Source organism: Rhizobium sp. WYCCWR10014 (assembly GCF_001657485.1).
GTDB lineage: Bacteria > Pseudomonadota > Alphaproteobacteria > Rhizobiales > Rhizobiaceae > Rhizobium.
Map to the genome: position 1 here is coordinate 293,583 of NZ_LXFU01000030.1, position 20,142 is coordinate 313,724.

Below are 20,142 nucleotides of genomic sequence, written 5' to 3' on the forward strand. Positions count from 1 at the left end.
TTGGACTTGCTATTTCTAATCGTCCGAAAATTTTTAGCAGAAGTCCGAAATGACCGACCCCGTCGCAGAAATCGTTTCCCTGCTCAAACCGAGCCCGTCTATTTCCAAGCTGGTAGTCGGCGGAGGTCGATGGCTCGTCGAGCGCACCGAAGTCGGAAGCCCTTTTTATTGCGCGGTTGTAGAAGGACGCTGCGTGATAACGATCGTCGGGCACGAGCCGATGATCCTGGCGGCCGGTGACTTTGTACTCGTTCCTGAACTTCGTTCGTTTACCATCAGCAGCATGACCCCCCCGCCGCGGGGAGCACTGGCGCAGCGGCTGGAAATCAGCCCGGGAACTTTCCGGCTCGGAGACCCCGCGGCTCCCGCCGAGGTCGTGGCGATGGTCGGCCATTGTGCGTTTGGCTCGGACCACAAGGCTCTTCTCGTTTCGCTGCTTCCGGAGACAATTCACGTCCGCGGCGAGCAACGGCTGACGCAGCTCGTCCGGATGATCAATGACGAGACAAGAGCTGATCGCGCGGCGCGCGACATGGTGCTTCGCCGGTTGCTGGAGGTGCTGTTGATCGAAGCGATACGCTCGATGGCCGGTCCGGAAGCCTCGCCTGGCCTCTTGCGCGGAATGGCCGACCCGCAGCTTGCTCCCACCCTCCGGCGCATTCATGCGGATCCGGGACGTGGCATCACGGTGGAAGGCCTGGCGCAGGATGCTGCCATGTCCCGCTCAAGTTTTTTCGAGCGTTTCCGTCGAGAAGTTGGTGTTGCACCGATGGAGTACGCCACGGGCTGGCGCATGGCCATGGCGAAGGAGCTACTTCGCACTGATGTCGCGGTAGCAGAGGTCGCGGAACGCGTGGGATACGGCTCGGCGAGTGCGTTCAGTGTCGCGTTCACCCGCCACGTGGGTAAGTCGCCCGCTAGCTTTGCCCGCGAAAGCACCGCCGCGTGATGGCCAACTTACTCCAGAGCAATGGCTTATAACTGTGAGCGAAGATGCTGATGCCTAGTGCGCGGGCGGCGATCTCCTCAATTCCGGGCCGCCCCGAGCCATTTTTCGATCCTGAATTTCGGCCGATCCGGCGACGTGAAAATTCGAGGAGGACACGTTCATCTTGAGCACGAAGGGATTTCCTTGGGTCGGGGTTTCTGTCAAAGACAATGATGATGGCCTTGTGCTTTTCACGCATCGTCATCTCTCGCACCAGTCCCAATCGAGGCGGGAATGACGGAGGCTCTTCGCGGTGCGCTTGTCACGACGTCGCTTCGGAACTTCCGTCATCCCTTTGCCCTTATACGCCGCTTCCCGGCGAGCTCGGCACCGGCGTGTTGAGCAATTGCTGCTCCCAAAGATAGGCGATCCCGCTGCCCCCGACGTGCTGCACTACGACCTCGGTCACCTTCGCGGCCTGCTCGGCACGAGCCCAGTCACGTTGCCATTCGGACGCAAGAGCGAGCCAGGTCATCACGTTGACGCCTGCGGCGATCATACGCTGGATCGCCACCTGGTGTGCTTCGGCAGAGACGCCGCCGGATGCGTCGGTGATGACCGTGACGTCCCATCCCTCGCCCGCGGCCTGAATTGCGGGCATCGCAACGCACACCTCGGTCCACAGACCCGCAATGATCAGCTGCTTACGACCTGTCGCCTTCACGGTATCCACAACCTTTTGGTCCTGCCAGGTATTAATAAACGTTCGGTCGATGATTTCCTGATCGGGAAAGACGGCGGCGATTTGGGGAAACAGGTTGCCGCCCCTCTCGGCGATGACCGTGGTGAGAATCGTCGGGACGTCATAGGCTTTCGCTGCTTTTGCCAAACCGACCGTGTTGTTGACCACCATTGTCGGTTCGTGACTGTTCACGTTAGCCAGCTGGTAGGGCTGGTGGTCGATCAGTACCAGCACTGAGTCTTCGGGGCGAAGGAGCGAGTCGAGGCCGTTGCGAAGGGTCATTTGAAAAATTCCTGTTTTGGCGGTTCATCAGGTGTGTTGCGGGGACAGCTTCCGCGGAGAGACTATCCACGCTGAGCCTGTCATTCCCGCGATCGACGCGGTAGTGCTGAAATGTGTTAAGCGGTGTCGCAGAATGAGGAACGGATAATGGAAATCGAGGACCTGAAGGCGTTCGTCGAAGTCGCCGACGCTGGCGGAGTGACGGTTGCTGCGGCACGGCTTGGCGTCTCCAAGTCGATGGTCAGTCGACGCGTTGCCCGGCTGGAAGCGCATCTTGGAACCCGACTTTTCGCCAGGACATCCCGAGGGACAGTCCTCAATGAAGCCGGAGCCACGTTCCGTGACTACGCCGCCAGGGTGGCTGCCGAAATCGACGCCGGGCGTGAAACCATCTCTCCCGCAGGCGAGCTTCGCGGGCGCCTGCGAGTTGCGGCGCCGCTATCTTTCGGCCCGACGCATTTCGCCCCAATCCTCGCTCAGATGGCGCGGGAACATCCGCAGCTCCACGTCCAGTCCTGTTACACGGACCGCTTTGTGGATCTCGTCGCTGAAGGCTTCGATTGCGCGATCCGAGTTGGTACCCTTTCGGAATCCAATCTTGTCGCAATACGAATAGGTCCGATCTACGGAAAGTTCGTCGCGAGCCCTGACTACATCGAAGCCCACGGTTCTCCAGAGACGCCGGACGAACTCCTCGACCATCAGGCGCTCTTGCACGGCGCCGAGACTTGGCACGTTACAGACGGTGACACGATCGTGACAATCCACCCGCAGGGTCGGTTCAAGGCTGACAATGGCGTTGCTCTCGTGGCGGCCGCTTTAGCCGGTATCGGCATTGCCAGAGTGCCTGACGGTCTGACGAATGAACATATCGCGTCGGGAGCCCTCGTTCCGGTCATGACACGCCACCCCCCTCCTCCGGGCGGCGTCTTCGTACTGCGCCCTCCGGGTCAATATCCGTCCAGGAAAGTCCGCGTGCTGATCGAGATGATGACCGCCTGTTTCGGAGGTGAAACCTGAAACAGTCTGGCCGTGCTGGCGGTCGTAGCCGACAGACACGTCCGACGCCGACGGACATGAGCCAACCGCAGGCACATCAGCCCGGATCGCTAATTCGGACGCTTCTAAGCACAGCTTCATCTGCCGAACCGGTATATGCTGTTCAAATGGTCGATCACAGACCTGAATGCCGGGGCGGTCCGAACCCTATTAGGATAATAGAGACTGAAGCCCGGCAGATCAGGCAGCCAATCCGTCAAGACACTCACCAGCCTCCCCAACTCGATGTCGGCGCGCACCTGCGATCGAAAAACGTATGCTAGTCCAAGTCCGTCGAGTGCCGCAGCGCGGATCGCTTCACCGTCATTGAACACAAGCGCTCCGTCGGTCCCGTAATCAGCTTTCTTTTTGCCCTTGGCCAGCGGCCATCTGTAGAGCCTGCCCGAGCTGACGAAACGGTAACCGATGCAAGTGTGACTGGCGAGGTCTTCTGGTTTGACCGGCACCCCCCTTCTCTGCAGATAGTCGGATGAGGCGACAATAGTGACCGGACTGGACGGCGTCAGGGGGACGGAAACCATGTCCTTCTCCACCAGCGTATTGAACCTGATGCCGCCGTCGAAGCCGTCGGAGACAATGTCGCTCAGACCTTCATCGATCGAGACCTCGACCGAGACGTTCGGAAACTTGTCTCTAAACGATCTCAGAGTGGGCCTGAAAATCGTCTCGAAGGCGAAAGGAACCATGGTCAGGCGGACGGAACCCGAAACAGTCGCGCGCATCTCCTGGATATTCGCCAAGCCGTTACCAATGTCCTGGAAGGCCGGCACCAGCGTATCGAGCAGTTTCTGGCCTGCCTGTGTCAGTGAAACCTTTCTTGTCGTTCGCGCGAACAGCGCCAACCCGAGACGCCGCTCGAGCTGACTGACCGCGTAGCTCAGCGAGGACTGCGAAATTCCGAGTTCCGCAGCTGCAGCGGTAAAGTTGCGGTGTCGTGCGACCGTTTCGAAGACGGCGAGGTCACGTAGGACGAGGCGGTCCATTTATCTAGCTCATCGATATCCACATGCGAATTGCACGGCCTAATAGATGGCGGCGGTAAGGTCTATCTTCCTCCCATCACATTTCACACGCCGAGGACAAAATGACCACTACGAAATCCATGTTCGCCCTTCTTGCAGGAATTATGGTCTCCGGCCCCGCCTATGCCGATGCACGCAATGTCGTTCTGGTCCATGGCGCAACCATGGACGGTTCCGGGTGGAAGCAGGTTTATGACATTCTCAAGGCCAAGGGTCTTTCAGTCAGCGTCGTGCAGTTGCCCCATACAAGCCTTGCCGCCGACGTCGCGGCGACCCGATTGATTCTACGACAGCAGAACGGTCCGACTGTTCTGGTCGGTCATAGCTACGGAGGGGCGGTCATCACTGAGGCAGGCACCGAAGATACAGTGAAGGCGATGGTTTATGTCGCAGCGCTTCAACCGGACATCGGTGAAAATCTCACCGAACTTGCCAAGCGCTTCCCCATGAAGATCGACATGAAGATGCTCGACGCTCGGAGCTTCGTTCCGGCTGCCGGTTCCTATCACAACAGTATCGCCGCGGATCTCCCGAAGGACATCACCGATTTTATGTCCGCATCAGCAAAACCTATGACGCTCGAGCCTTATCAGGCGAGGTTCCAGCACGCTGCCTGGCATGAAAAGCCGACATTCGGCGTCGTGTCGACCGAAGACAAAGTGATCCCACCGGAGCTGATGCGTTGGATGTACGCGCGCGCAGGGACCGAGACGACAGACATCAAGTCCAGCCATATGGTCTATATCTCTCATGCCGTGGAGACAGCCGACGTCATCCTCAAGGCCGTCGCCGCGGTAGACTGACAGAGGCAGAAAAGGCGGGTCGAACAAAGGACCACCCGGCAGATGACATCTCAAGGCCCGCCTTCCGTTTTTGCTTCTCCTCTTCAACTTCCTACATGGGGTGGCGACGCTCTCGAAGCTCAGGGCGCCTTGGAAGGGAAAAACATGAGGATTCTGCTTATCGAGGATGAAGTCGAGTTCGCTAAAGCCTTGCGAGTTGCGCTTGGCCGCGACGGCTTTGTGGTGGATTGGGTGGACAGCGTATCGCTTGCCACTGAGGCGTCTAGGTCGCGTGCGCACGAACTCATCCTGCTTGACCGTACGCTCCCTGACGGTGACGGCCTCAGCCTGATTCCGCGGTTCCGAGCCGATAATCCGGGTGTACCGATCATTGTTCTAAGTGCTCGAGGAGAACTCTTGGAACGGGTTGCCGGACTAGATGAGGGCGCTGACGATTATCTGGTCAAGCCTGTCGATCTTGAAGAAATGCTAGCACGCATTCGTGCCGTCCGGCGCCGTCCGCATGAGCTCGCACCGGACGAAGTCAACATCGGCGAACTCGTTTTCGACGTAGCGTTCGGTGAAGCACACGTGCGTCAAACGCGGGTGAAGTTGCAGAGGCGCGAAAAAAGCGTCCTAACAGCGTTGGTCCGTAGACGTGGCCGCGTCGTCTTGCGCGAGTCTCTTGAGGAGGCCGTGTACGGCTACGACGACGCTATCGAATCGAATACGCTCGACTCCCATATTTCGCGCCTTCGGCGAAAGCTGAGCGATGTCGGAGCTGGCGTCGAGATTCATACGGTCAGAGGAGTGGGCTATCTGCTCAGGGCAGCGGATTGAGATTACCGAAATTCACTAAAATCTCAGAGTGTCTTTCGGACGGTGTAGCCATCCTCGGGATATCCGTGGCAGCCTTCAGCCTTGTGACCTTTTTTGTGGACTGAACCGGTCCGGTGGTTATGCCACGTCTCCTCCCGGCTTTTGGATTGTCGGGGAGAGACGCCGCCGAAGTCCGTATCCGAGAACTCTCGTCTTGACGGGTTTGCCGTCTGAGGCCTCGCGGTGCGCGTTTCGCGCTGCTGTTCGGGCGCGTCAGCAAGAAGCTTGATTACCCCTGAACTGAAGGCCGCCTCTGGCCTCGGACCGATCCCAGAGGCAGCACGGCTTCTATCGCCGGCACTCGCGCCGGTCGGGATTGCGCTTGCAGCGGTCCCAGCGCGCGCGATCGGCCATGACCTGGGCATTTTTCGCAATCTCCTGCGTCATCCGAGTCCGCTCCAGCGAATCCATTTGAGCGCTGTCGCGGCGACGCTGCTGTTCCAGCATGCAGTCCGTGTAAGCCTGCGACCCATAGGGCGCCCCAAAGCTCTCGCACGTCCCAGTGTCCCTGTAATGCCGCTCCTCGGCTGATACACACCCTGTCACGGTAACGCCGAGGAGGGCGATGGAGAGGATCGTCGTCGCAGTGCGGCGGTATTCGACATAAGGGCGTTTCAGCATTCTGTTGATCTCCGTGAGGGCTGGCGCCGGCAATTGTTGCTGGCATGGTCCATGGATAGAGGGACGTCGCTCGACGGCCTCCTAAGAAGTCAAAAATCAGTCGAAGATTGCAGCAACATTGTCCGGGTTGGAAATTGACAGGCGAACCGCCTGATCGAGGATCCCTGCCCGCAGGGCCATCGGCAATAAATGGAGCACTGCCTATCGGTCCTCTCGTAGGCGACTGGTGAACCGACGTGGAACGGGCGGAAGGGTAGAGTTTCATGAGGCATCCATGACGCCGTCGCGATCTAGAGAAGCGGCGAGAAGCGTGAGCCCGGGCCACCGCGAAAGCACCGATAGCGACGAAACCTCCCGCCGTCGAAACCGACAATACCGAGGATGACGGGATCGATTTAAGACAGGAGCCCCAGCGACAGGCCGAACAAGGCAAGAAGCAAGATATAGGACTGGAGCCCCGTGATCATCTCCGGCCAGCCGGAACGTTGCCGTCCATCATCCGTCATCAAATCAACCTCACGCAAGACAGGGCAGCGTCCTACGGTGGCGCCGAGCTGCAGAAAGCTACGAGATGGAGACGTCGAACCGCATCTCGCACCGCCAATGAAATAACAGGGAAACTTTGCGCCTACGTTTGCTCCGCCGCAGCTAAGGCATCGACCGGAAATCCAGTCTGACGATCGCACCGCCGCCGGGAGAATCTGCGATGCTGATGCGACCTCCATGATAGTCGGCGACCTGCTTCACTAGGTTAAGGCCGAGGCCGACGCCGGTAGAGTGCGGGCGCATGCGATAGAAGGGTTCAAGCACCCTGCTGCGCTCCGCCCTCGGAATGCCGTTACCGTTGTCCCGAACTTCCAACGAGGCTCCGTCGACCCGCACGATCACTTCGTTGCCGCCGTGATTAGCGGCATTCTGGATGAGATTGGTAAGCGCGCGCTCGATTGATCCCGCGTCGCCCCGTATCAGGCCGCGCCTTACGACGACCACCTCGATTGTCCTACCCGTCGCGATCAGCACTGGCGCAAGGTCGGCAGCAACGCGACGTGCAAGGACGCCGAGGTCGATCCGGCCAGCCGTTGGGCCATTGTCCAGCCGATGAAGATCGAGCAACTGCTCGGAAAGGGTGGCGAGCCGTGATACGTCCGGCAAGAGCGAACGCAGTCCTTGGTCGGTCGAGGCATCGATCTTCATTCTCAAGATCGCGACCGGCGTTCGCAGTTCATGTGCCGCCGAGGCGATGAAGCGGCGCTGGTGATCGTGGCCTTCGTCGAGACGGCCGAGTGCTTCGTTGAAGGCGCGGACCAGCGGCGCGATCTCGCGCGGCACCTTGTCTTCTGAAAGACGGACGCCCCGCTGCTCCGCGTCAATCCGCTCCGCTTCCTCTGCCGTCTTTGTTATACCTGCCAAGACGCGTTTGACGATAACCGGCGTTGCGATGGCCGAGATCAGCGCCAGAATGAGGAAAATCGTCGTGGCGACCACGTTCGATGCGATTATGATAAGCGCCGTGAACGGCCGGACACGGCCGTGCGCGATGATCCTCATCTCCCCCGCCGGTCCCGTTCCTCGTCGCAGGATAGCGGACAGCGTGAACGGCGCGAATTCGCCGCGCAGATCCGCAGACGCCAGCTTGTCAAGATGTGGGACGAGCGCGGCGACTTCCGCCGGTACGCGGCCGACGGTCACTACTTCGCCGTCGGCAAGACGTGCGGCGAACCACAGATCCGGCGCCTCCTCTCGAAGTCTGGCAAGTTCGGGCGTCACGGTAACGACGGCCATGCCGGCCGCGTTGCGGGTGACGGAACGGGCGGCAACGTCGATGACCGTTTCCTCGACATACATCCCGTCGAGAGCGGAGTTCATGAAAAAGATGACGAAGCCGATTGCGGCGGCTGCGACCGCTAGAAATTGAAGAGCGAGCTGGCCTGCGATGAGACGCGTCTTCAGGGATGGCTGACGGCGCATCACCTCCAAACCTTGAGCAGACAGCCCACTCCCTTCGCCTTAATGATATCGCCCACGCAAAGTGCACCGTTGAGTTTTCGATTCCGGCGCGAGGTGTGCTGATAGAGTGCGTCGGGCTCGATGACTTTATCAGATCCGCAGCTGGCTTCATGAAGCGGCTCGCGTACGAAAAGTCGCCCACCCGTCGTGACGCGGCAGAGAACGGCAGCGCATCTCGTCGCTCCGGAGCCAGCCGCATACGGCTCACGCTTAGTACACCAGGATCTAGCGCGCGACGTCAGTGCGTCAGCTCCAGCTCACCCGAAGCGCTGCGATGAGGTTTTTGAGGCCCTGGCTTGCCAGCAACCTGATGACTCCGGTTCGTCACGAGCGATCTTGCCAAGAGGTCAGAGAAGACGCGGACTTTTGCCGTAGTATAAGGACTGCTTGGTCTCAAAAGGAAAATCCCAGCTGCGGGTATAGGATAGCTGTCCATGATCGGAATGAGCGCGCCAGATGCCAGATATTGGTGAGTGACGAAGTCAGGAAGATAAGCGATGCCAAGACCGGCCACAGCAGCACTGGCAAGTGCGTTGCTGCTGTCGGCTTTGAAGTGACCGTCGGGCTGGAAAGTAATGATCTTTCCGTGCTCATTGAGGTTCCAGGCTTGGGTGCCTGTTAAGGTCTTGTGAAAGGAAAGTTCATCTGGCGTCTCGGGCGAGCCGTGCAGCGCGACGTAGTCCGGGCTGGCGACAAGCTTATAGTTGATCACGCCTACTCGCCTTGCAAGTAGGCTTGAGTCGCGGAGGACTCCTACTCGGATGGCGCAATCGAAACCTTCTGCGACTAAATCGACAACGCGGTCGCTATACGTCACGTCTATCCTCAGATCTGGATGGTGATGAGCCATGTCCGCGAGTACCGGCGTGAAGTGCAATTCACCATCGCATAGTGGTACCGCGACACGAAGCCGTCCGCGAAGTTCATTCTCAAGTCGGATGGCGTCCAGTGCCATTTCCATCTCAGCACTGGCGCGCACTGCATATTCTCTGAAGCTCTCGCCTGCTTCCGTGAGGAAAATCCCTCTTGTGGATCGCGACAGCAATTGCACTCCAAGCCCTGCTTCGAGACGCGCAAGCCGCCGGCTGATTACCGACTTAGACAAACCCAGGCGAAACGCCGCGGCCGAGACGCCACCGGCATCGGCTACTTCCACAAACGTTCGCAGTTCATCGATATGCATTAATTCTCTTCCTATTATCGGGCGAGGCTGTCCATGAAATGACGCGCGGTATCGGCAGCGCGTCGTTGTTGTAAGTCCAAGGGCAATGGACTGCGTTCAATGAAAAGCCCGAGCGATCTCCTGCTTCGGCCAAGCGTAGCGAACGTTTGGACGGAAGGCGGTGCGGAAATTGCTGCGACGGTGCCGATCTTGCGATCGACTTCTCAAACCGTCGTGATCCGATCAGTTCAAGGGGGTTGGCTTAAAGGGTGAACCCCCCTCTTCTGCTTTCCGTTATGACACGGAGAATTGAAGGGAACGGCCGCAATGGGTAGCTATCCGGTCGAGAAGCTTAACGATCTCTGGGGAGAGATCCGTCTCTCGGGCACTGCCCGGCAAATCACGATAGTCCAGGAATGACATGTTTCAGCGCTACTACAGAACCACGCAACGGCTAGCGGATCAGCGGCTCGGAATTGCTCGAGCGGACCGCTCGGCGGTAGTCGGTAGGCGTCATCTTATGAACTCTGCTGAACACCCGGGTCAAGACTTGATTTGACGAGTATCCGACCTCCAATGCGACGTCTGTGATTGAAAGTTCTGTCTGCGCGAGTAGCTCGCAGGCTTTTTCCATCCTCATCCGCGTCAGGTATACTCGAGGCGGTACGCCAAGGCTCTGCTTGAACATGCGCGAGAAATGGAAGGTCGAAAGCTGCGCCTCAGCGGCTAGTTCGTCGAGGCTGACATCCTCCGAGAGCCTTGCCCGCATGAATTCCAGAGAGCGTCGTTCTGCCCATGGAGCAAGACCCCCTTTCGGAGGCTTGAGTGGCCCTCCTCCTAATCGATAGAGTTCCGCGAGGATTTCGCATCCTGCGGCGCGCGCAAGTAGACGTGATGGCGCCCCCTCCGAGTCACTGAGCGCCCAAAGGCCGCGAAGCGCCGATCTGATAGCTGGCGAAGAAAATGTCCCGCCGCCGATACCAAGGCGGTTGAACGAGAACTTGCCGTCAGTCGCTTCATCGAGAGCGCTCTGCCACTGCACGATAGGAAAAGACAAGCTACGAAGCCTATGGGGGGTTTCCACCATGACTTTGTTGGCGAAGTCGGGCGCAGCAGGAAAGAAACTGCCCGTTTCGCTCAATACGTCGAAGCGCCCCCACCCCAGGTCGCCGCTGACTCGGTTGCCGCCAAGCAGACACTGGTAGAGCACGAAATCCGGGACGGCCGGGTCGGACATGTCTCCGGCAGGCTGAACCGCCTCGAGAAGATTGAGAACTCCACCAGGAGATCTCATAGTGTGCACGTAGGGAGCTAAGTGGCCCTCGGCGTACCATTGAGCAAAAGATGAATAAACGGGCGAGCTCAAAGGCAAGTCTCCAATGATCTGGCTATCGAACTGTCAGATTCAGGCGCGAGAAAAACTGGCCCGAAGCACGTCACCGTCTATCGTCCTTCAGGACGCATCCGGGTTGCGCAACGTTGTCAAAGCTACACAGTCTTAATTTGCCCCATCGAAGAGTCGATGTAGCTTCCTCCTATGAGGATTACCCGTTCGGTTTCGGTTTACAATAATTTTTTTGCCTTTCTCCTTAGTGAAATAAAGTCGACAACGATCCTCGCGCATAGTGTGGGACGGACCTCTGCATGAACGGCAGGTGATGGCGCTCGTCGTCGTCGCAACCGTTCTTCTCGGTGATTATCGGCGTGCAACCGGGTCATCAGCTTCCACCGGCGTCTGTATGTAAACCTTGTTTTGCGTGCGACAGATCCAGGGAACGTCGCTCGAGCGGATCAACAGCCAGTGGATCAGGAGTCATCATACTTCTCCACTCGCTCGTCCCGCCATATGCCTCGCGGTCTGTCGTTCCGGTTTTTAGTAACATCGTGTGTCATTCAACTGGGCTATCCTTGGCATAGGAGCGATGACAGTAAGCGACAAGCCGGGCCCGTTCAGGCGCCGTAGTTCCATGGCATGAGCGCGTCGATTTCACTGCTGGGCCATCCATTCGCAAGGCGCTCAAGCGTCTGGGTCAACCAAGCTTGCGGATCGACGGCATTCATCTTTGCCGTTTGCAGGAGCGTCGCGATGGTCGCCCAAGTTCGGCCGCCACCGTCGCTTCCAGCGAATAGACTATTTTTTCTCGTGATCGCTTGGGGTCTGATTGCTCGCTCGACTATGTTGGAGTCGAGTTCGATGCGGCCGTCGGTCAGGAAGCGCTCGAAGATGTTTCGACGCGAGATGGCATACCGCAGAGCTTCGGCGAGTTTGGATTTTCCAGAGACCCGCGGCAGGGTCGCCTGCCAGAGAGTGAAGAGGTCACGGACGATCGCTGCGGAGATCTCCTGGCGTGCAGCGACACGAGCTTCAGGGCTTTGGCAGCGCACACGCTCCTCGATCTCCCATAACCTCGCCATACGCTCGACGGTGTCTGTAGCGACTTTCGAGCTCTTTGCGACATGCAACTCGTAGAATTTTCTCCGGCTGTGGGACGAGCTTGTTATAGGCAGCATATCCATCGACCTGCAGGATTCCACGATAGCCGCTCAGGTGTCGTGCGACACACTCGGTGGCTCGACTGTCCTCGAAGCGATAGGCTACCATCGGTGGACCGCTGCCCCCGAAGGTTCGGTCATCCCTAGCATAGGCCCAAAGCCACGCTGTCTTCGCTGATCCGGAACCAGGCGCAAGTGTTGGCAAGGTCGTTTCGTCGGCAAAGATCCGTTCGGCCTTCTTGATTTCGCTCAGGATATAGTCGGCGAGGATATTGAGTTCGAACCCGACCTTACCCATCCATTGTGCCATGAGCTTGCGGTTGAGTTCGACCTTATCGCGTGCGTAGATGGCTTCCTGGCGATAGAGCGGCAGGCCATCGGCATATTTGGAGACGGCGATCTGGGCCAGGAGTGCTTCCGTCGGAATGCCGCCTTCGATGATGTGTGCCGGAGCCGCCGCCTGGATGACGCCGTCATCGTTGCGAAAGGCATACTTGGGACGACGAGTGACGATCACCCGGAACTTCGCAGCGACGACGTCCAGCCGCTCGGAGACATCTTCTCCAATCAGGATTTTCGTCTCACCCGCATGCTCTGGCAGGTCTTCCGGCTCGATCACGACCTCGACGCGCTCGAGATGCGGCGCAAACCCCTTACGTGGTCGTGGAGCGCGCTTGCTGTCCGCGCTGCCGCGGCCTTTCGTAACCTGAGCGAGCGTTGAGTGTTCGCGATACCAGAGGCTTCACCGCGAGATTCCGGCAAACCGGCAAACTCACCGCGACGAGACTGCAAATCATGGCCCTTCCGTAGAATGTGACTCACCTGTAGCCGCGGCCCAGCGATCAAGCTTACCTAGCAAAGCCTTATGAGACCGAGGTCTGCAATTTCCCGTGTCGCAGGTAATGCCATGCAACGCCTGAAGCCTCTCCCCCCATTCGCACATGCTAACCAGTAACGGCTCCAGTGAGAACCCAAGTTCCGTCAGTTCATACTCAACCTTGGGGGGCACTTCGGGATAAATAATCCGGCTGATAATGCCGTCGGCTTCCAACTCCCTCAGTTGAAGCGTGATCATTCGCGGTGTCGCTGCAGGAATGAGGCGACAGATCGCGTTAAATCTCATTTTGCCGTCGAGCAATTGAAATAGAATGACGGGTTTCCAGACGCCACCAATGACCGAGATCGTCGCCTCAACCGCGCATCCGGTCTTCGTCGCTGCGCGACGTGTCCGCTTCGTGGGGGTACTATCATTCATGATACTACATGCTCTCTTTGTACGTACTTACTAAGCAGGCATCTTACTCTTATGTAGCTCGCATGGAAAGACGGTTGCATCGAAACCAAGGTGCGCGTTTCCAATGGCTGAACCTACACGAGGAACTAAGCTTCGATGTCTCAAGAACAAAAACCGCTGTCTCGGTTGTCGGCGCAACCAGCAAACAGGGACGCAGCGTTGCGACGACGTTGCTCAAAAGCAATCAGTATCGGGTCCGCGCCCTGACCAGAAACCGCGATTCAGCGGAAGCCCGTAGCTTGGCGGATCTGGGTGCGGAAATTGTTGTCGCGCCCCTCGGTCTTGGTCATCAAAAGGAACTTGTCGCAGCATTCCAGGGTGCCGACGGCGCCTATCTGATGACGCCTCAGCTTGAACCGCAAAACAACGCCGAGTTTGCGCTTGGCAAACAGCTTGCCGACGCCGCGGTCGAGGCCGGCGTGGGCCACATCGTTTTTTCGACTTTGGAAAATGTCGACAAGATCACCGCGTGCAAGAAATATACGCCGCACTTCACCGACAAGGCTTTGGTTGCTGACTACATTCGGACTTTGCCCGTTACGCATTCGTTCGTGTCGCTCGCATTCTTCTACACGAACCTCCTAGAATATTACGTTCCCCAGATGAAAGGGGACACGCTTCTCATGCCGATCTATCTTCCCGAAGACTTCCGTGCACCGTTTGTCGACCCGACGACGGCGACGGGACCGGCCGTGCTCTCTGTCTTGTCCGACCCGGACACCTTCAAGGGCAAGACACTTCCGATCGTGGGTGATATCATTTCGCCTCGCGAGATAGTCGAGACATTTCAGCGAGTAACGGGCATCAAAGCCGAATACCGCAGCGCCTTCAAGCGTGACGAACTCCTGCATTACTTTCCTGGTTTCGGCGCCAATGATCTCCTCGTGCAGGAGCTGATCGGCATGGTCGAATATGCAGTCGAATACGGCTATTTTGGCAAGGAACACGATCTGGATTGGAGCCGCCGCTTGAACCCGGAAACGCTCTCCTGGGAAAAGTTCCTCCAAACCTCGGGCTGGCGCGGCGGTAAGCACCAGTTTGGGCTCTGACAAACCTGATTACCCCCACATCGGAGATATCTGATCCCGCCTCACCTAAAAGTCCGGCCCCAGCCGCAATTCCCGCCGCGGGCCGGACATCGCTTAAACTCAAACTCAAACCCCAACTCCAACTCCAACTCCAACTCCAACTAAGATTGTGGACCGAAATGAGCGTTGAAGACAACAAGCGCGTCGTGCGCGAGTTCTGCGACCACTTCAAGAAGTCGAATGCTGACGGCCTGATTGAAGCGATGACAGACGATGCGACCTGGTGGGTCAACGGCAAGCCGCACCTCTTTCCGTCATCGGGCACGAAGACAAAAGATGAGGCTGCAAAAATGTTCCGCAACATGCTTTCAGCCTATACCGACGGCCTCGATATGCAGATCGTCAGCATCATCGGCGAAGGCGACATCGTCGCAGTCGAAACCCGTTCGCATGCCACGACTAAATCCGGGAAAGTGTACGAAAACGAGTACGCTATCTTCTTTACGATCCAAGATGACAAGATTGCAAAGGTGCGCGAATACACAGACTTGCTCCACGTCCTAGAAGTGTTTGGTTGATGGCTAGTTTTCGCGCCGTGGTACGGCGCGACGGAGAACCGGCGCTCTCAATTCTTGCGAGACCAAAAGAGAATCGAGACCAGACTGGACTGACTCCGTCGATACTTTGGTGGCCTATGATCCAGGCTCAGGACTCATAACTCACAGCCAGAAGATAACAGCGGCCGCGATGCACATGCTTGAGAAGAAGGTATGCGCGCAGCGGTCGTAGCGTGTGTAGATGCGCCGCCAGTCCTTGAGCTTGCTGAACATGTTCTCAATTTTATGGCGTTTCCAGTGTAACCGCTGTTCCAGACCCGCATTGTCTTGCCTACAGGTCTCTGATCGAGCTTCTCCATGGCGAGCGAGTGGATTGAAAGGCTTGCCACTCATATTGGGTAACCTTGTAGAGACGTAATAAAGCCAGAGCCGTTGCCATCGAGAAGTGCTCCTATATCCTCTGGTCGGCGGCAAGAGAGTTAGGTTGCAGATGTCCAGAAGAAACCAGTTCAAAGGGATTTGCCACGACATTCTCGGAACATTTGTTAGCCGGTACAATGATCACGATGGTTATTGGTCTTTGGGCCAGTACGTTGCGCTCCTCGAACGTCTCGGCGAAGGCCAACTTCAGCTCAAGCTGAGGGATGCGACTGAGACTTCTGACGGTCGCGTCATCACTGTGTCAGAGGAGTATTATCGGGGCGCGGTTCTGCGAATGATGGAGGCAAATTCGATGCCGAAAGTGTGGCTCGCGAATGCAACCATCAAGGTTTCCATCATTGCCCCAGCCAAAGTCGCTTGCGAAATTGAAATTGTTTCTGATCTCGGCCGGGCTTACCGGAGCGAACGCACCATAACGGTTCGGCCTCATGACCCCGTCATTGAGCTGCGGAGAACAGATAGATTCGGCCCTTCAAACCAAAAAGGCCGCTAAATTTGGGCTGCTTTGTTCATCCAATTCCACGGCAATAGGTCGTCGATCTGGCTTTGCTTGTGGTCGTTCACGATGGCGGTGAGGATACTCGTCAAATACGCAAACGGCTCGACGGTATTGAGCTTGCAGGTCTCGATCAGCGAGGCGATGGTTGCCCAGTTCTCAGCTCCCGCGTCGTGCCCGGCGAAGAGAGCATTCTTCCTGTTCAAGGCTATTGGCCGAATGGTTCGCTCGACGCTGTTGTTGTCGATCTCGATGCGGCCGTCGGTCAGGAAGAGCCTTAGGCCGTCCCAAAATTTGGCGATGTAGGCCAAAGCTTCGCCGAGCGGGGACTTCGTGGCGACACGGGCACGGTGATGGACAAGCCAGCCCTGCATGTCGGCGACCAGTGGCGCTGACCGCTTCTGCCGTCAAGCAAGCCGAGCCTGCGGATCAAGGCCGCGCAACTCGGCCTCGATGCGATACAGTTCACCGATCCGCTTGACGCCGTCCTCGGCAACAGGTGCTGATCCGTTACGGGTGATCTCCACCAGCTTGCGGCGAGCGTGTGCCCAGCAATAGGCAAGCCGAATGTCCGGGCCAATCCGGTCTGGTGCAATCAGCCTGTTATATCCGGCATAGCCATCGACCTGCAGGCTGCCGGAGAAGCCCTGTAATATGCGTTCGGCATGAATGCCCCCTCGACCGGGAGCAAAGGTGAAGGCGACGCCCGGCGGAACACTACCATTCCATGCGCGATCATCCCGTGCCAACACCCAGAAGTATCCGGTCTTGGTTTTGCGCGAGCCGGGATCAAGCACCGTGGGATTCAAGAACTCCTGCCGTGGAACCATCGGCCACTCCGGTAACGCAACATAGGCGGCCGCAGGTCTGCCGCAACCGAGCAGTTCATATGCTTCGAGTTTACTGGTATTGCTCTCACTCTCAGATTTCATGCGATTGCGTGGAGCTTCCAATGAAGACAACCCATATTATTCCAGGTGATTCAGCCGCGGGGTCGTTGCGAGAGGCTCTTCGCATTGCAGGCCGTGATGACGACTTACTGGTGTTTCAGGATGATCTGAGTTGCGGCCCCATCGCAGACATGGCCCCATCTGCACGAGCAGTTTGGCGGCAGATGGATGGCTGGGATATTGAGAACAGCCTTCACGCCTTCTGGTTGAACGCGAGCAAGGCAGATCGGTTGGTCGTCTGGTTTGGGCGACATTCAGCTAGAGAAATGGCTTTTCGCCTAGCGTGGGCATGGCGAATGGCGGGACGTCACTACCATGTCATTGATGTGACAGGCCTTCGGGTGCCTGTCAGATGGGGCAATGGCACTGACGGAGTGATCCAGTCAAGCCGTTTCGATCATACCTGGCAACGGGCTGGCTACGCTTTTCGGTCGCGAAAGAAACGTTTCTGCTAATGAAGACATTCTGAACCAGCGGAGATGGGAAAAGCTTATGGCCGACAATGCACCGTTCCGTGTCGTAACAGCAGATGGTCTCGCGTCCGCACCTATCGATCACTTTGATGCTTTGCTACTGGCGCAGGCAAATTCGGAATGGAAAAAGGTTGCTTTTATAATCGGCAACGCTCTCGGTCTGAGTAGTGACCCATATTTACAGGTCGGCGACATGGCATTGCATGAGCGCGTCATCAATTTGGTTGAGGAAGGTGCCCTTATCGCAGATGGCGATCCCTCGGAAATGAGGACTTGCCAAGTCCGCCTGCCAAGCTAAGCCATCACGGCAATCGGCAAATACTGCCGTGCAGTCGCCAACCTTACAAGCTGAAACACAACATTTGTGGACGTACCCCTCGTTTTGATTCATTGAGATCGAAAGGAGAGTAAGCGGTGTGCCGCTTACGCGTCGCCAGGATATGTATCTGCAATTTTATGCCAGGCTCTTTGATCGATAGGATCAATGTGTGCGCGAAGTGACCCCGCGCATTCAAGTGTTATGCTGGTCATACGAGCTATAGAAGCTCGGGTCCTTCTCAAACACATCGTGGTTTTCGGAGGACTTGACGGGCTTCTCCTTCATTGTCTTTCGACGGAAAGCAAAAAGAAAAACCGCAGCCAGCAGGGCGATCCCGCCAGCGACTCCAACAAGCACGGCAATGAACGTCGTCATGACTCTGCCCTCTCTCGATTTCGCCATGTTATGTCATGTCACCAAAAGGGGCAATTAAGGGAGGCTTCAGGTCCGCAAATGGCGCCCCCCTTCCTCGGTTATTCAACCGGACAATTCCACGGCAAAAGCTTATCGATCTGGCCCTGCTTGTGACCGTTGACGACTTCGGTGGTAGTGTTTCTAGCGAGGATATCGGTAATATGACGGCGCAACTCGCGCTCACTAAGCGCCGGGGGCAAATCGAGCGGGCGTGCGAGCCGATGATCCCGAGGGATTTGCGCGAACAATTCTTCAATGGAGGTGACACCGATCGCATCCAGCATCTCCTGCTGAATCGCCGGCACCGAGTTAGCCATGTACGGGTGTGCAGACACGTCTCTCACAGAGATTTCTCCTTTTTGAGCAGTTTGACTAGGCCCGAACCTTGACCAACATGGTGCGGCCGGGAGCGGTTATGACGGGAATGTAGCCTGCCATAATTGCGTCGATTTCGGCGTCGCCGGTGTCAACCTGGAGAGCACCAGAGGGCAAATTGATAAGCTTCTCGGCAGTTGAGATTATTTTGATGTTGTCACGTCCCACTCTTCGGATTACTTCAGCGCTGATCTGTTGGTTACCGCGACCGAAAAGGCTGCCCTGACCGCCGAGCACGCTGAAAACGATCTCGGCCCGTCGACCTTCGATAATGCTCAAAAGGGTCTTCTCATCGAGGTCGAGGCCGATGACCTCACGATCCAGAAGCGCGTCCACACCCAACAGTGTTGTCTTAATGCCGAGAGCTTCAGCCACGCGACGGGTGGTCGTTCCCGGCCCGAGAATGTAAACTTGACCATCGCGCATTCCCTTGGCTATTTGTCGTGCCACCGCATCTAGCGTCTCGTTTTCTCCTGGGACCGAGCCGGCCTTTGCGTTTTGTGCAAGGCGGCGTTCAAATGGGCTCGGCGCATGGCCATAAAGCTGCGCCGAGATCGAGCCGGCACGAAACGCATCTTCATCCAAGTCCATCACTTCGGCGTCGCGCACTTGCGCACTCGCGCTGCCAGACAGGAACAATGCGGCGAGATGACCTGCGTTTGCTGGAGTCGTGCCAAAGACGGCCGAATGCATCTTCACTCCTGCAGGGATACCGAAAATCGGCACTTTTCGTCCGCTTTCGCTAAGTATATCGCGTGCCGTGCCGTCTCCTCCTGCAAATAGAATCAAGTCGACGCCCTCGGTCACCATCGATCCGACGGCCGAGCGAGTATCCGCGCTCGTCGACAAACCTGTGTTCGAAAGATGCAATACCTTGGGTTCAATGCCAGCTAAGCGCGCCACCTGCTCACCCATTGCCCCGGCAACCGTTAAAACGTTCACTTGTGGCAAGGATGCAGTTAAGCGGATCAGTGCTTTAGCTGCTCTTTCGCCCGCAACCTGCAAGGCGCCGCGTCGCATAGCTTCACGAACAGTCGCTTCCCGATCTGTACCCTTTAGACCAACGCTCCCGCCCATCCCCGCAACTGGGTTGACAACGAATCCTAATAGCGGACCCGCCCGGTTGAGGTGATTTTTTGATCGAGATGTGCCATGCGTATCTCCGTCGTTAGCGGATCGGTCTCACGGTGAGATCGGTTAAGGGCGCGTTGCCAGACACCATTTTCGCCGGTCAGGTGGACTGAACATTACTTTACGTTTTTGCGAAGGGCGGCGCCGAGGCTGCTACGAAGGCGCCAATCTTGCGCTATCGTATTCGGTTTGGTTTGTGAGGCATGTTTTGGAGACGAAGAGGATTGGTCGAAACAGAGACCGCACGCATTAATCGAAAGCGCGATTTTCGATGCGCCTTGACGACTTCTTCACTATTGGGCATTTGTCTTCGAGTAGTTGAACGGCAAAAGGTCGCCGATTTCGGCCTCTTCTTGCGCTGCTGCAACTCTGTGAGCAGGTGGCGCAGCCGGGCGAGCGGGTCGACGCGACAGCCGCGGCAGGTCATTATAATACTTTAGATCACGCCGCTGGCCTGGCTCCGTCGACGGTATCGCTGAACAGCGACGATTTCCTGCCATTGGCAAAAACTCTGATCTCGCTCTCCAGAATGTTGTTATCGATCGGCATCTGCCAAGGACAACCCTCGGCTTGATCATGAGTGACGTGAACTATCGGCTAGATTGGCGATGAAGCTCCTTGATCTCCGTTCGCATTGAGATGCGATGGTGCCAGACGACACCACACGAGTGGCTCAGGCCACCGCTT

Annotated in this window: 19 protein-coding genes and 5 pseudogenes; 8 read left to right on the top strand and 16 right to left on the bottom strand. The window is 57.3% G+C overall.

Going from position 1 to position 20,142, the window contains the following annotated elements:
• Positions 1-49 precede the first annotated feature (49 nt).
• Positions 50-949, top strand: a complete 900-nt coding sequence (locus A6U98_RS12140; protein ID WP_064649997.1) for an AraC family transcriptional regulator — start codon at positions 50-52, stop codon at positions 947-949.
• A 340-nt stretch (positions 950-1,289) separates the two neighbouring features.
• Here A6U98_RS12140 and A6U98_RS12145 read toward each other — a convergent pair whose 3' ends face one another.
• Entirely contained in the window at positions 1,290-1,952 is a 663-nt protein-coding gene (locus tag A6U98_RS12145; RefSeq protein ID WP_064649999.1) for a hydrolase, read from the bottom strand.
• A 147-nt stretch (positions 1,953-2,099) separates the two neighbouring features.
• Here A6U98_RS12145 and A6U98_RS12150 point away from each other — a divergent pair, with 147 nt between their 5' ends.
• Positions 2,100-2,972, top strand: a complete 873-nt coding sequence (locus A6U98_RS12150) for a LysR family transcriptional regulator (protein ID WP_064650000.1) — start codon at positions 2,100-2,102, stop codon at positions 2,970-2,972.
• Positions 2,973-3,088: 116 nt separating this feature from the next.
• Here A6U98_RS12150 and A6U98_RS12155 read toward each other — a convergent pair whose 3' ends face one another.
• Positions 3,089-3,994 (bottom strand): LysR family transcriptional regulator, encoded by a 906-nt coding sequence (locus A6U98_RS12155; protein ID WP_064650001.1) that lies wholly within the window; start codon positions 3,992-3,994, stop codon positions 3,089-3,091.
• Positions 3,995-4,095: 101 nt separating this feature from the next.
• Here A6U98_RS12155 and A6U98_RS12160 point away from each other — a divergent pair, with 101 nt between their 5' ends.
• Positions 4,096-4,836 (top strand): alpha/beta hydrolase, encoded by a 741-nt coding sequence (locus A6U98_RS12160; RefSeq protein WP_064650002.1) that lies wholly within the window; start codon positions 4,096-4,098, stop codon positions 4,834-4,836.
• 144 nt (positions 4,837-4,980) lie between these two features.
• On the top strand, positions 4,981-5,655 hold the full coding sequence (locus tag A6U98_RS12165; protein WP_064650004.1) for a response regulator transcription factor: 675 nt from the start codon (positions 4,981-4,983) through the stop codon (positions 5,653-5,655).
• A gap of 327 nt (positions 5,656-5,982) precedes the next feature.
• Here the strand turns inward: A6U98_RS12165 and A6U98_RS12170 are convergent, their stop codons facing one another.
• The 7 genes and pseudogenes from A6U98_RS12170 to A6U98_RS12195 form a co-directional block, all read right to left on the bottom strand.
• Complete coding sequence (locus tag A6U98_RS12170; protein WP_064650005.1) at positions 5,983-6,315, bottom strand: hypothetical protein; 333 nt, start codon at positions 6,313-6,315, stop codon at positions 5,983-5,985.
• Positions 6,316-6,963: 648 nt separating this feature from the next.
• Complete coding sequence (locus A6U98_RS12175) at positions 6,964-8,283, bottom strand: HAMP domain-containing sensor histidine kinase (protein WP_064650007.1); 1,320 nt, start codon at positions 8,281-8,283, stop codon at positions 6,964-6,966.
• A 277-nt stretch (positions 8,284-8,560) separates the two neighbouring features.
• Complete coding sequence (locus tag A6U98_RS12180; protein WP_064650008.1) at positions 8,561-9,505, bottom strand: LysR family transcriptional regulator; 945 nt, start codon at positions 9,503-9,505, stop codon at positions 8,561-8,563.
• Between the two features lie 433 nt (positions 9,506-9,938).
• Positions 9,939-10,850, bottom strand: coding sequence for an AraC family transcriptional regulator (locus A6U98_RS12185; RefSeq protein ID WP_064650009.1), 912 nt, complete (start codon positions 10,848-10,850; stop codon positions 9,939-9,941).
• Positions 10,851-11,434: 584 nt separating this feature from the next.
• Positions 11,435-11,545 carry a transposase domain-containing protein gene (locus A6U98_RS38120; protein ID WP_348532678.1) on the bottom strand — a complete coding sequence of 37 codons (111 nt, stop codon included), beginning with the start codon at positions 11,543-11,545 and terminating at the stop codon, positions 11,435-11,437.
• A gap of 99 nt (positions 11,546-11,644) precedes the next feature.
• Positions 11,645-12,596: pseudogene (locus A6U98_RS12190) on the bottom strand (IS66 family transposase); the annotation flags it as partial.
• Positions 12,597-12,770: 174 nt separating this feature from the next.
• On the bottom strand, positions 12,771-13,232 hold the full coding sequence (locus A6U98_RS12195; protein ID WP_064650010.1) for a helix-turn-helix domain-containing protein: 462 nt from the start codon (positions 13,230-13,232) through the stop codon (positions 12,771-12,773).
• A 62-nt stretch (positions 13,233-13,294) separates the two neighbouring features.
• Between A6U98_RS12195 and A6U98_RS12200 the strand changes: the two genes are divergently transcribed.
• Entirely contained in the window at positions 13,295-14,320 is a 1,026-nt protein-coding gene (locus tag A6U98_RS12200) for an NmrA/HSCARG family protein (protein WP_082933894.1), read from the top strand.
• Positions 14,321-14,478: 158 nt separating this feature from the next.
• The gene (locus A6U98_RS12205) at positions 14,479-14,877 is read left to right on the top strand and encodes a nuclear transport factor 2 family protein (protein ID WP_064650012.1); all 399 of its coding nucleotides are present in this window, start codon (positions 14,479-14,481) and stop codon (positions 14,875-14,877) included.
• Positions 14,878-15,018: 141 nt separating this feature from the next.
• Here the strand turns inward: A6U98_RS12205 and A6U98_RS37625 are convergent.
• Positions 15,019-15,165 (bottom strand): annotated as a pseudogene (locus A6U98_RS37625) (IS5/IS1182 family transposase); the annotation flags it as partial.
• Positions 15,166-15,340: 175 nt separating this feature from the next.
• Here A6U98_RS37625 and A6U98_RS12215 point away from each other — a divergent pair.
• Positions 15,341-15,790, top strand: a complete 450-nt coding sequence (locus A6U98_RS12215; protein WP_156667838.1) for a hypothetical protein — start codon at positions 15,341-15,343, stop codon at positions 15,788-15,790.
• Here the strand turns inward: A6U98_RS12215 and A6U98_RS12220 are convergent.
• Positions 15,787-16,590, bottom strand: a pseudogene (locus tag A6U98_RS12220) (IS66 family transposase); the annotation flags it as partial. The gene A6U98_RS12215 and the pseudogene A6U98_RS12220 sit on opposite strands and share 4 nt — an antisense overlap.
• 567 nt (positions 16,591-17,157) lie before the next feature.
• On the opposite strand from A6U98_RS12220, the gene A6U98_RS12225 reads away from it, so the two are divergent.
• Entirely contained in the window at positions 17,158-17,514 is a 357-nt protein-coding gene (locus tag A6U98_RS12225; RefSeq protein WP_280950226.1) for a DUF3658 domain-containing protein, read from the top strand.
• Positions 17,515-17,727: 213 nt separating this feature from the next.
• Here A6U98_RS12225 and A6U98_RS12230 read toward each other — a convergent pair whose 3' ends face one another.
• From A6U98_RS12230 to A6U98_RS35805, 5 genes and pseudogenes are all read right to left on the bottom strand, one after another.
• Complete coding sequence (locus tag A6U98_RS12230; protein ID WP_064650018.1) at positions 17,728-17,910, bottom strand: hypothetical protein; 183 nt, start codon at positions 17,908-17,910, stop codon at positions 17,728-17,730.
• 98 nt (positions 17,911-18,008) lie between these two features.
• Positions 18,009-18,293 carry a hypothetical protein gene (locus A6U98_RS12235; protein WP_156667840.1) on the bottom strand — a complete coding sequence of 95 codons (285 nt, stop codon included), beginning with the start codon at positions 18,291-18,293 and terminating at the stop codon, positions 18,009-18,011.
• 28 nt (positions 18,294-18,321) lie between these two features.
• The gene (locus A6U98_RS38000) at positions 18,322-18,915 is read right to left on the bottom strand and encodes a hypothetical protein (protein ID WP_348627434.1); all 594 of its coding nucleotides are present in this window, start codon (positions 18,913-18,915) and stop codon (positions 18,322-18,324) included.
• A gap of 45 nt (positions 18,916-18,960) precedes the next feature.
• A pseudogene (locus tag A6U98_RS38005) lies at positions 18,961-19,416 on the bottom strand (NAD(+)/NADH kinase); the annotation flags it as partial.
• A 332-nt stretch (positions 19,417-19,748) separates the two neighbouring features.
• Positions 19,749-20,007: pseudogene (locus A6U98_RS35805) on the bottom strand (transposase domain-containing protein); the annotation flags it as partial.
• Positions 20,008-20,142: the final 135 nt, after the last annotated feature.

Bases quoted from the DNA above. Each gene is read 5' to 3' on its own strand.
- A6U98_RS12140 (WP_064649997.1), top strand. From the start codon at position 50: ATGACCGACCCCGTCGCAGAAATCGTTTCCCTGCTCAAACCGAGCCCG.
- A6U98_RS12145 (WP_064649999.1), bottom strand. From the start codon at position 1,952: ATGACCCTTCGCAACGGCCTCGACTCGCTCCTTCGCCCCGAAGACTCA.
- A6U98_RS12150 (WP_064650000.1), top strand. From the start codon at position 2,100: ATGGAAATCGAGGACCTGAAGGCGTTCGTCGAAGTCGCCGACGCTGGC.
- A6U98_RS12155 (WP_064650001.1), bottom strand. From the start codon at position 3,994: ATGGACCGCCTCGTCCTACGTGACCTCGCCGTCTTCGAAACGGTCGCA.
- A6U98_RS12160 (WP_064650002.1), top strand. From the start codon at position 4,096: ATGACCACTACGAAATCCATGTTCGCCCTTCTTGCAGGAATTATGGTC.
- A6U98_RS12165 (WP_064650004.1), top strand. From the start codon at position 4,981: ATGAGGATTCTGCTTATCGAGGATGAAGTCGAGTTCGCTAAAGCCTTG.
- A6U98_RS12170 (WP_064650005.1), bottom strand. From the start codon at position 6,315: ATGCTGAAACGCCCTTATGTCGAATACCGCCGCACTGCGACGACGATC.
- A6U98_RS12175 (WP_064650007.1), bottom strand. From the start codon at position 8,283: ATGCGCCGTCAGCCATCCCTGAAGACGCGTCTCATCGCAGGCCAGCTC.
- A6U98_RS12180 (WP_064650008.1), bottom strand. From the start codon at position 9,505: ATGCATATCGATGAACTGCGAACGTTTGTGGAAGTAGCCGATGCCGGT.
- A6U98_RS38120 (WP_348532678.1), bottom strand. From the start codon at position 11,545: ATGAATGCCGTCGATCCGCAAGCTTGGTTGACCCAGACGCTTGAGCGC.
- A6U98_RS12195 (WP_064650010.1), bottom strand. From the start codon at position 13,232: ATGAATGATAGTACCCCCACGAAGCGGACACGTCGCGCAGCGACGAAG.
- A6U98_RS12200 (WP_082933894.1), top strand. From the start codon at position 13,295: ATGGAAAGACGGTTGCATCGAAACCAAGGTGCGCGTTTCCAATGGCTG.
- A6U98_RS12205 (WP_064650012.1), top strand. From the start codon at position 14,479: ATGAGCGTTGAAGACAACAAGCGCGTCGTGCGCGAGTTCTGCGACCAC.
- A6U98_RS12230 (WP_064650018.1), bottom strand. From the start codon at position 17,910: ATGACGACGTTCATTGCCGTGCTTGTTGGAGTCGCTGGCGGGATCGCC.
- A6U98_RS38000 (WP_348627434.1), bottom strand. From the start codon at position 18,915: ATGGACTTGGATGAAGATGCGTTTCGTGCCGGCTCGATCTCGGCGCAG.